The organism is Planctomycetia bacterium (assembly GCA_034440135.1).
In the GTDB taxonomy this organism is placed as follows: domain Bacteria; phylum Planctomycetota; class Planctomycetia; order Pirellulales; family JALHLM01; genus JALHLM01.
In genome coordinates this window covers 1-10,604 of sequence record JAWXBP010000419.1, presented here as the reverse complement: position 1 = coordinate 10,604, position 10,604 = coordinate 1, and the positions used below count along the sequence as shown (strand labels likewise).

The window sequence follows — 10,604 nt, the reverse complement described above, 5'->3', positions numbered from 1 at the left end:
TCCACGCCTCGCGCGACCAAGAACTCCAAGCCGCCACCACCCGCCGCCGTCGCAACCACGCAAAACGCCGCGCAGCGCTGGCGGTCCGTTAACGGTTACGCTCTTTCGGAGGTCGATCACCTTTTTCTTGCGCCGCTGATAGGCTTTTACACGGCAGTTGTCCGAGCAGAAAAGCCGGTCACTGCGATTGACTTGAGGAGACAGCTCGAATGGCTTGTCACAGAGTTCGCAATTGCGGTATTGCTTGAGGTCCGCAATCGCCTCGGCGATCTGCAGATAGAACACATAGGGCAGCGAGTACACATCCATTTTGAGATCGATGTTGCCGTTGAGCAGAACCGCAGAAAGGTGGACTTCGGCATACGAAAACAGCTCGTTCAGCAAGTCCACCATCTCCGTGGTCAGTTTCTTCGCTCCCGGTCGGCGATGTTGATATGCGATAAACTCGTCGGCACGTTCGATGTAGCCGCGCACGCGACCGATCGCATCCTCCCAATCCCACAGTGTCCAGTCGACACCTTCCATAACGTCGCCGAGGGAACTGAAGTCGCCGTAGCGATTCGCAAAGGCAAGAACGTCGTCCGCGGTCGGATCGAGCCTGGCGAAAACGCGAAAAAGCGCCGGTTCAGTGACAAAAGGATCGTAAGTGAAGTCGTAGTTCACCTCGCCATGTTCGTTGTATTGCTGGCGAAGATCCCATTCGCTATTCCACTTGATGTACATCCCAGTCGTGTACGCATCATGACCGTCTTCCAGGCTGACGTCCGTTTCGTCCCAAGAGTAGCCCTTTTGGTCGACGACGATGTGGCCCTGAAATCGGCTCATTGCATCCTCACGGATTTACGGATGTATTTACGGCTATTGTGACAGCAACCGTCTATTCAGGCGGTCACGGGTATTTATGATTAACGTGTTAGCAGACGTAAAGCAATGTCCATCCTGCAAGGAAACACAAAAAATGGCAAGCGTCGCTGATGAACGGAGGCCGACGACCCTGGACGCCGCTGGACTGCAACCTGTCCGCGCCGTCGCCGAGTTTCTGGCCATCAGCCGTAGCAAGGTTTACCAATTGATGGAAACTGGGGAACTGCCGTACGTGAAGCTCGGCAAGAGCCGCCGCGTTCGTTGGTCGGACGTAATCGCGCTGGTCGATCAGAACGTCGTCGCCAGAACGTAATTAACCTCGTCGCCGGTGGATCGCTGACGACGTTCATTGTGGCCTTGGCTCTATCGATCAGGATGGAACCGCCGTGCAATGCGGTGCTCGGATGTCCGCGCTTGAAACAGCAATTCGTTACGTGCGACGTGGTTGGCGGGTGGTGCCAATTCCCACGCGGAGCAAGAATCCCGGCTTCGCCAGCTGGCAACAGCTGCGTTTGGCGGAACGGGAACTCCCCAACCACTTCAACGGCGCTCCGCAGAACATCGGTGTGCTACTCGGGGAACCTTCCGGCTGGCTGATCGATGTCGATCTCGACCATCCCCTAGCGGTCGCATTGGCTGACCAGTTACTGCCTCCGACGCCGGCGCAATTCGGTCGCCCGAGCAAACCTCGCTCGCACCGCCTGTACCGCGTGAAATCGCCTGTGTCGACGACGAAGCATAAATCCAAGTCGGCAGGGATGATCGTAGAAGTCCGATCGACTGGCAGCCAAACCGTATTTCCGGGCAGCGAACATGAATCGCGGGAAATGATTGAATGGGAGGACGAAGATGCAGATCCTGCGGAGATCGACCCCGACGCTTTATTGGCCGCGGTGAAGGACCTCGCGGACCACGTGAAGGTGGAGTTGGGAGAACGGCGAAGCACGCCCAAAGATTCCTCTGGGAAGGAGCAGGCATCACCAGCTGAACGACCGCCCCTGGTATTGGCAGTCAACGAACGCGAGCGACGCTGCCTCACGGCGATGCTGCGAATGCAGCTCCCCGATCAACGGGATGGCTCGGGCCGGCTGTTTGCCGCCGCCTGTCGCATCGTGGAGCACGATTTGGATGACGAAGCAGGTCTCACCACGATCGCGGCCTACGCCCATCAGCGTCCATTCCCTAAGGACTGGACGCGGGCAGAGATCCTGCAGCGCATTCGCGATGCCGAACGTCGTTGCCTACGCGGCGATGCGTTGCGGGCGAAACTGGACCCGGAGGGCCTGTGTTCACTCGGCACACGCGATGTCGATTCTTGCCGGCTCGTGCTCTCGGCGAAACGCACCTGGCCGACAGGCGAAGCCTTCGTCCGAGAATTTCACGAGCATCCCGACCGAAACACACTCTGCAATCACGGCGGCCTGCTGATGGAATGGACCGGCAACCGCTATGCGCCCATCGAGGAAGAAGCCATCAAGCGGCAATTGCATCGCTGGATGCACGACGCTAAGCGATACGCCGTGAATCCTCGAACCAAGCAGGCGGAGCTCGTGGACTTCAAGGCGAACCCAGCAACCGTTAAGGCGGCGCTGGAGACGGTGCGATCGTATGTTCATTTGCCCGCCAACGTGGCGTCGCCAAGCTGGTTGAATCGATCTCCAGCGAACCCGCCGCCACTCGAGATCGTTCCCTGCCATTCCGCCCTCCTTCACGTGCCCACGCGACAGCTCATGGACTCTACGCCGAACTTCTTTACCCACACCGCCTTGGACTTCGACCCCGACTTCGACGCCGGACCACCTGAGGCATGGTTCGATTTTCTCTTTCAGCTATTTGGACGCGACGTCGAGTCGGTCACGCTGTTGCAGGAGTGGTTCGGTTATTGCCTGCTCGGCGACACTTCGCTGCAGAAAATGCTGCTGATCGTCGGCCCGGGACGGGCCGGTAAAGGCACGTTGGCGCAAGTCCTGATGCATCTCGTCGGCGTAGACAACGTCTGCGGCCCAACTACATCGAGTCTGGCCGGACCGTTTGGACTGCAGCCGCTGTTGGGCAAGAGCCTGGCGATCGTAAGCGACGCCCGATTCAGCGGGGATGACATGAACACGGTCGTCGAGCGGCTGCTCTGCATCAGCGGACAAGACTTGATAACCATCGACCGGAAACACATTCCTAGCGTGACTCTGCGGCTCCCGCTAAAGTTCATGTTCCTCACGAATGAGCTGCCTCGGCTATCCGACGCGAGCGGTGCGCTGGCCGGGCGCTTCGTCGTAATCCGGCTGACGAACAGCTTTTTTGGGAAAGAAGACCCTCAGCTACTCGATAAGCTTCTGGTCGAGTTGCCAGGAATCCTGAACTGGGCGCTGGAAGGCTTGGATCGATTGAGATCGCGTCAGCGGTTTATCATGCCACAGTCCGTCGCCGACGCAGTGCTGGATATGACGGAGCTCGCTTCGCCAGTACAGGCATTTGCCCGAGCCTGCTGCATTGTGGAGGAAGGCCAACGGGTTTCCGTAAACGAACTTTTCGCGGCCTGGAAGACCTGGTGCATGGAAGAAGGGCGGAGCGCCGTGGGGACACGCCATTCGCAGGGGCGAAGCCTGGCCGCCGCGTTTCCCGGCATCCGACGTCGCCGCGGAACCGACGACGCGGCGTTCTACGACGGCATCGGAGTGAAGCCATGACCGTTGCGAACACCGTCACGAACCGTCGCTTTACCGTCGCGCAGATTCGAGCGTGCGCGACGGTGGTCAAGTCTTGCGCCGCAAGGACTTACGCCATGACCGTCACGAACCGTCGCGCATTTCCGAAAACCTTCGCGCGTGTGAGTGAAAACAGACGACCCGCACGATATGGCGACACACATGCGTTGCGCATGTGTATTTTTAAGTCGAATGCAATGCCAACCGTCGCGACCGTCGCGACGGTGCGCGACGGTAACGTCCCACCGGTTCGCGCCCATCCACGTGCAATGGCGTCCGAGGCGCCCACCATCGTCCAGCGGTTCCTTCCCGGCGACAGACGTCAGCAGACGCCCGCGGGAACAGTCGCCGTCTTAGGCACAGTTTGTTTTGCTTGTCCGAATTTTGACTAACCAGAACCGTGAACCCATCTGCCTGCGATAATGACGACAGTGCCCAACCGTCCCGGCCTGAGTCCTCGTCGGCGTGCTGTCGATCCATCGATTGGTATTCGATTGGATCAGGCCGAGTCGTTGAGATTGACGGCCTTCGTGTCGTTGTACGACTGGTCGGTCAGAAAGGGAGACGCTGCAGGATTTCAATTGAGGCACCGGCGGGGGCGGCGTTCTCCTGAACGGCAACAGAATTGAGACACCAATAATTGCGGGCCCGTCGAGGTCAAGGAGGCAGCTTCGCAACTGACACAGGACGGTTCGCCCAGTGCGCGCAGCGGCCGACGAAACTTCCCCTCGTGGCGTCAACTACCGCGTATTCTGGTTTCTCTGCCAATAAAGAATCGATCACCACGAGTTTATTCCCCCGCAATCCTACGTCCGCGGTCATGTGCTCACCGAGGCCCAGTGCCGCGGCGATGGCTGCCGAGCGATACCGGCGGGCCGGCGGCTTTGCTCAATAGGTTGAACAGAGCGTCTGTTGCCTGACATTGTTGCTCGATCGTGGCCGAACTGTTAGGAAATCGCGACGACAGTCTTGCCGTTTCTGAGTGATCTCCGCTCCAGAGAATTCGCGCCACGGGAGACGACGCCGTCATCGGCGACGGAGCCGATGCGCCGAAGTTGTTTCGCACCGCGTTCAGGTCCGCGAGGTCGACGCGGTCATCGTGGTTTGTGTCGCCGATCACGTTCGCGCCAATCGCGCCAAAATGATTGCGGACGTTGTTGAGATCGCCCAGATCGACATCGCCATCGCCGTCCGTGTCACCGGGCTGATGCTGAAAGTCCAGGTCGACCTTCCAGAGTTCATGCCCGTGATTGCCGTCGTCAGCGGAGAAGAACAGCGTATTGCCGACGGCGGTGAGATAGTCCGGCTCAGAACTGTTTGACCCCGGGCGCAGGTCCGCCACCATCTTGGTGCCTTCCTCCGTGCCGTCGCTCATCCAGAGTTCGTACTCGCTGTCGTCGCCATTGGCCACGAAGAACACCGTGTCATTCACCACGGTCAGAGTATCAGCGTAGAAATTACCAGGATGTGTGTAGGGTGGCAGCGTCTTGATCGGCACGGTTCCCTCCGGCGTGCCGTCGCTCTTCCAGAGCGATTCTTCCCCTTCACCATCGTCGGCCAGGAAGAACAGCGTGCCGCCGGCATTCGTCAGAAATGGACCGTAGCCGGAATAAATCGTCTCGATTGCCTTGACCAGCACCGTTCCGGTCTCCGTGCCGTCGGTTTTCCAAAGATCGAAAACACTCGCTGTGCCGCCATCGGCAATAAAGTACAGCGTGCCGTCCACGTTGGTCAGGCCATACGGATCCGATCCATAGCGGCCCGAGAAAATGTCTTTGACAGGCTTTGTGCCGGCGAGCGTGCCGTCGCTCATCCAGAGTTCGCTACCGTGTTCTTCATCGTCGGCGGTGAAGAACAATTTGTTACCCACGGCCGTCAAGTTTGCCGGGTACGAGCCTCCTTCGCCTGGCACGATGTCTTTGACGCGGATCGTCCCGGCCGAAGTCCCGTTGCTCTTCCAGACCTCGCGGCCAGCGGCCTCGGTTTCGGCGGTGAAGTAGAGAACGTTTCCTACGGCGGTCAGGTCGTAGGGATACGAGTCGTAGCTGCCCGGCGCGATGTTTTTCACACGGACGGTGCCGGCTGGCGTGCCGTCGCTTTTCCAGAGCTCGCGGCCGCTCACGCCGTCGTCGGCGGTGAAGAACAACGTGCCGCCGACGTTCGTCAGAGACTGGGGATCCGAGCCGTAGTCGCCCGGATGAATATCTTTGACCGGCACGGTGCCGGCCTCGGTGCCGTCGCTTTTCCAAAGCTCAGCGCCGGTTTCGAAATCGCCGGAGACAAAATACAGCGTCCCCCCCACGCTCGCGCGGTACAAATAGTCGTCGTACCGGTTCAAGTAGACGTCTTTGAGCCGCTCGGTTCCGGCCGGCGTGCCATCGCTCTTCCAGAGGGCATTGCCGGTGCCGTCGTCGGCCAAGTAGAACAACGTGCCATCGACATCCGTCAGGAACCTTGGATACGAGTTGTCGGTGCCCGGCTGGATGTTCTTGATCAGCGCGGTGCCGGCCGTTGATCCATCGCTCGTCCAGACCTCCAGTCCTCCGCTTGCGCCGCGCGCGGCGAACAATGCCTCGCCATTCAGGTCAACGGGGCGAGTCAAGGGCGGAAAGCTGGCCACGAGCACTGTGCCCAACGCAGTGCCATCGCTCTTCCAGAGCTCGCGGTAGCCGAAGCCATTATGGGAGGAAAAGTACAACGTGCCATTGACGTTGGTCAGATCACCAGGATAACCACCGGGGTCGGTAGCGGGAATATCCAACACGCGCGTCGTTCCCGCTGCAGTTCCATCCGTCTTCCAGAGGATCATGCCATCGCCGACGAAAAACAACTGGCCGGTCACCACCGTTGGATCTGAGAAGAAAGGCACATTTGATCCAAGAGAATCCGCCAGCAGTTCGGTGCCCGCTTCGGTGCCGTCGCTCTGATAGGTTTGGCGACTGAAGCTGTTGTTCAAGGCGGTGAAGTAGAGCTGACCCTTGAAGGAAGTCAGATTCTCCGGGGCTGAGTCGTTGGGAAACATGGCGAAGTGGCCGCCATAACAGCCGCCGTATTCCCCATAAAAGTCGCATACGTATTGATCGTGGCTCCCCGGAGCGAGATCCTTTACCAGCAGCGTGCCCGCTTCGCTGCCGTCGGTCGTCCAGAGTTCGCGGCCAGCGGCGGTCGCTCCGACAAAGAACAGATCGCCGTTAACATTGGTCAAATTGCTGGCCGGTGGGGCATTCGTGATGATCGCGGTCCCTTCCGCCGTGCCATCCGATTTCCAGAGATGGCCCTGGGCCGAGAAGTACAGCTTTCCGTTGACGTCGGTCAATTCCTGCGGGAAGTACGGGTCGCTGTCGGGCAGGAGATCGGGCACCGGCGCTGTCCCTGCTTCCGTGCCGTCGCTACTCCAAAGCCAGCGGCCGCCGAAATCGTTACGGGCGGAAAAGAACAGTTTGCCGCCCACGTTGGTCAGGAGATCAGGATAGGAGCCAGTAACGTCGCCGCCCGGACGAATGTCCATCACCCGCACGGTCCCCTCGGGCGTGCCGTCACTCTTCCAGAGCTCGCGATCGAAACCGCTGGTGTCCGCCGTAAAGAACAGCGTGCCGCCGACGTCGGTCAACTTGGTCGGCGATGCATCGTCCGGGCCGAGACGAATATCCTTGACCAGTTTGGTCCCGTTCGGCGTGCCATCGGTGCGCCATAGTTCTCGGCCCTGCTCGGCGCTGTCGGCGACGAAATAGCCCGTTCCGCCGATCGCCAGGAATTCTCCCGGCGGGCTGATGACCGGCGCGGAATTGATGTCCGCCACCAGTTCGGGCGAGAGGGCCAAGAGCTTGCGGGTTTCGAGCGGTTCGATGTTCAGCCGATGGTAGGTATTGGACCGCCGGACGGTGCCGCGCTGAGCGCGTCGGGGGGACAGGCGCACGAAACGGGATTTTAGATAGCTGAGCGGGGAGCGGAATGACATGGGATGAGCCTTCGTGGTAACAGTCTGGTTGATGATGTGCGAAACGCCGTACTATTTCAGGTCTCGGCCCAACCCTAACCGGCTGCGGCGAATGCCAAAGGCGTGGGATCGGCACGAGAACGGTGACGGCGGGTTACTCAGCGCAATCCGAGCTTCTTAGTGCTGTCGGGCCGGTGAGGAACCTGCTTGGCGGTGAGCCTCAACGACCGCTTTTCTTTCAGGGCGTGAGAAATCAATGACGACGGGCAATGATCTACTTCCCTCGATTCGACCTCTTGTTTGTCGACCTACAGGGTCAGGAATTTACACAGGCTCGCCACCCATGCGGCATGCAGCACAACGCGGACGTACCAGGGCCATCTCGCGAGAGCGCTGATCGCGGCGAGAGCGAGCAGCGGGACCATAATCGGATGCCAAAATCGCTCACCCAGTCCCACCGTCACGAGTCGAAACAGCGCACTGCACGCAAATACCACCGCCAGGTTCGCGGGTACGATCAGCTCTGCGTACGGCCCGATCATGGAGCTGACTTGTCCGTAGCGGCGCAGCAGCATCCCTGCCGCCAGCGTCTCGATCACCGCAATCGACCATTTGAACCCGAGCGCGGTGGCCATTCCGAGCCAGATGCCGTGCGGTATGCCGGCGATTGAAACGGCAACCCAGCCCCAGGTCAGCGTATAAGTAATGACGGCAGCCAATGTGCCGGTGATGGTGCCCGCAGCGAGATCGGCCGTGGCGTTTTTCGGCCGCACGAGCCAGACGATGGCAGGTCCGAGGGCGCTTATCAGGGCAACTCCAGCGAAGTACAGCGCACGCCTTACGCCGATCGACAGCTCGAGCGGGTTAAGCATCACAAGCCAAACGACGGGGCCGCCCAAGAGCCCCCAGATCACGCCGATGGCCACAGCCCAGCTGCTCGAACCGAAGTTATGCCGCAGCCAAACGCGCAGCAGCGCCGCCAGACCGGGCGCCCGGACGCTGATGGGTTCATCCCGCTGCCAATGTGCAAGGTCGGCCGCGAGTTCGTTCGCCGCGGCATACCGTGCGTTGCGGTCTTTCTCCAGCGCCTTCATGACGATCCAGTCCAGATCGCCTTGTACTAGCCGGTTCAGCTTCAATGGCTCTAACCCACGACTGGCGGCGATTGCCGGAAGTGCATCGCTCGAACTCAGCCGCGTACTTGGCTTTGGCGGATCCTCCTCACGAATGATTCGCAGCATTTCATCAAACGCCGCCTCTTTCAGCCGCTCTCGCGTGAATGGCGTCGAGCCGGCGAGCAGCTCGTATAGCAACACGCCCAGCGAATAGATGTCGCTACGGGTATCGACGTCGAGTTGGTTGAGCTTAGCTTGCTCAGGGCTCATATACTCCATCGTCCCGAGCACCTGGCCGAACTCCGTGAACAACGTCCGTTCCGTGAGCTTTTGCGCCGTGGCTTTGGCCACGCCAAAGTCAATCACTTTGGGAACGGCGTGGTCGTCGTACTCCGCCACAAGCACGTTATTGGGCTTGATATCGCGATGGATGATGCCCTTCTCGTGCGCATGCTGCACCCCCTGGCAGACCTGCACAAAAAGCTCCAGCCGGGCGCGAACCGGCAAGTGTTTGTCATCGCAGTACTGTGTGATCGGCACGCCCTTGACGAGCTCCATGACGAAATACGGCCTTCCGCTTTCGGTCGTGCCGGCGTCCAGCACTTTGGCGATATTGGGATGGTCCATCATCGCGACGGCCTGTCGTTCGGCCTCGAAACGGGCGATTACCTGCCGCGTGTCCATACCGGGCTTGATGACCTTCAGCGCCACGGTGCGTTGGAGCGGCTCAGTCTGCTCGGCCATGAACACCGTGCCCATGCCGCCCTCGCCGATCTGCTGCAGCAGCTTGTAGGGGCCGATATTTGTCCCTGGCACTTCGGCCAGCGATTGATAACGGGCCGTCAGGTTCGCGGACATCTCCAGGGCGGGCCTCTCCATAAAGCTCTTGGAAGCGTCGTGCGCCAGAAGCAGGGACTGTACCTCTTCGCGAAGTTCCGCGTTGTCGCCACAGGCTTCGTCCAAGTAATCGGCGCGGTTTGCCGTGGGCAACTGGACCGCCCGCTTAAAGATCTCGCGATCGGATAGAATGGGTTCGCCGGTCATGGTGCCTCTCCATCAGTCAATGCGAGATCGCCCGGCAAACCCCCGGCGACTTTTTTCGCCGACTACGGATTTTTCTCGTCCCGGTGCCATTCCCGTCGCAACCAGGCGCGGGCGTAGGTCCAATCCTCTTCGGCCGTTGCCGGAGCAATGCCCAAGATCGGCGCGGCCTCAGCGAGGGTACAGCCGAGAAAGTATCGAAGTTTGACGAGCTCGGCGGTGCGAGGGGATTTGCTGGCGAGCCGCTCCAATGCCTCGTGCACGGCCAGGATCTCTGACGGATCGAGCTGGGCTATCGCTGGGATGTCATCCGGTAGAACGGTTTGACGGACCCAACCCCCGCCGTGTTTGCGGCTCTGTTTTCGCCGAGCGCTATCGACCAGTATCCGGCGCATCGCCTCGGCCGCGGCTGCAAAGAAATGGGCCCGACCTTGCCACTGGACATCCGCGGCTGGGTTGACTAGCCGCAGCCACGCCTCGTGTACTAGTCCGGTGGCCTGCAGCGTCTGCCCCGGCTTCTCGTGGGCCAGTTTCCGAGCGGCCAATATGCGAAGCTCTTCGTACACGAGCGGCAGCAACTTTTCCGCGGCGTGCGGATCGCCTTGTTCGATCAAAGACAAGATGCGTGTGACGTCATTCACATTCCCCAACATACGGCCGTAATGCGGCAATCACAATTAGTTCGATGTCATCCGGCCCAAATGAGAATGCACCACCCCGGCCCGCCTACAGCTCATTCCGACACTTCACTTTACTCATTTAATTGCGACCCTACTCTTATGCAAATGAGTCATTTCCGGCCATTGTTGAGGGCCTTTGTGACACAGCATGCCCGTACTTTTTTGTGAAATATGAGTGAGCTGCTGACGAGTTTCGGGTTCACTGATAGAATGCGAATATTAGTGACCGGCCCTCCCTGGCGCGCCGGTCCGCCGCCCCGGCTCC

General features: G+C 59.9%; 7 protein-coding genes. 3 read left to right on the top strand and 4 right to left on the bottom strand.

Annotated features, from left to right (window positions below; all coding sequences use genetic code 11):
• On the bottom strand, nt 1-663 hold a 663-nt coding region (locus tag SGJ19_24460), incomplete at its 3' end, for a hypothetical protein (protein MDZ4783411.1).
• Between the two features lie 295 nt (nt 664-958).
• On the opposite strand from SGJ19_24460, the gene SGJ19_24455 reads away from it, so the two are divergent.
• From SGJ19_24455 to SGJ19_24445, 3 genes are all read left to right on the top strand, one after another.
• Nucleotides 959-1,177 carry a helix-turn-helix domain-containing protein gene (locus SGJ19_24455; GenBank protein MDZ4783410.1) on the top strand — a complete coding sequence of 73 codons (219 nt, stop codon included), beginning with the start codon at nt 959-961 and terminating at the stop codon, nt 1,175-1,177.
• Between the two features lie 91 nt (nt 1,178-1,268).
• Nucleotides 1,269-3,548 carry a phage/plasmid primase, P4 family gene (locus SGJ19_24450; protein MDZ4783409.1) on the top strand — a complete coding sequence of 760 codons (2,280 nt, stop codon included), beginning with the start codon at nt 1,269-1,271 and terminating at the stop codon, nt 3,546-3,548.
• On the top strand, nt 3,545-3,958 hold the full coding sequence (locus SGJ19_24445; protein ID MDZ4783408.1) for a hypothetical protein: 414 nt from the start codon (nt 3,545-3,547) through the stop codon (nt 3,956-3,958). Before SGJ19_24450 ends, SGJ19_24445 begins: the two co-directional genes overlap by 4 nt.
• A gap of 434 nt (nt 3,959-4,392) precedes the next feature.
• Here the strand turns inward: SGJ19_24445 and SGJ19_24440 are convergent, their stop codons facing one another.
• The 3 genes from SGJ19_24440 to SGJ19_24430 form a co-directional block, all read right to left on the bottom strand.
• Nucleotides 4,393-7,524 carry a hypothetical protein gene (locus SGJ19_24440; GenBank protein MDZ4783407.1) on the bottom strand — a complete coding sequence of 1,044 codons (3,132 nt, stop codon included), beginning with the start codon at nt 7,522-7,524 and terminating at the stop codon, nt 4,393-4,395.
• Between the two features lie 287 nt (nt 7,525-7,811).
• Complete coding sequence (locus tag SGJ19_24435; GenBank protein ID MDZ4783406.1) at nt 7,812-9,581, bottom strand: serine/threonine-protein kinase; 1,770 nt, start codon at nt 9,579-9,581, stop codon at nt 7,812-7,814.
• Nucleotides 9,582-9,724: 143 nt separating this feature from the next.
• Nucleotides 9,725-10,300, bottom strand: a complete 576-nt coding sequence (locus SGJ19_24430; GenBank protein ID MDZ4783405.1) for an ECF-type sigma factor — start codon at nt 10,298-10,300, stop codon at nt 9,725-9,727.
• Nucleotides 10,301-10,604 lie beyond the last annotated feature (304 nt).

Coding starts and splice junctions, on each gene's coding strand:
- SGJ19_24445 (MDZ4783408.1), top strand. CDS start 3,545: ATGACCGTTGCGAACACCGTCACGAACCGTCGCTTTACCGTCGCGCAG.
- SGJ19_24450 (MDZ4783409.1), top strand. CDS start 1,269: ATGTCCGCGCTTGAAACAGCAATTCGTTACGTGCGACGTGGTTGGCGG.
- SGJ19_24440 (MDZ4783407.1), bottom strand. CDS start 7,524: ATGTCATTCCGCTCCCCGCTCAGCTATCTAAAATCCCGTTTCGTGCGC.
- SGJ19_24455 (MDZ4783410.1), top strand. CDS start 959: ATGGCAAGCGTCGCTGATGAACGGAGGCCGACGACCCTGGACGCCGCT.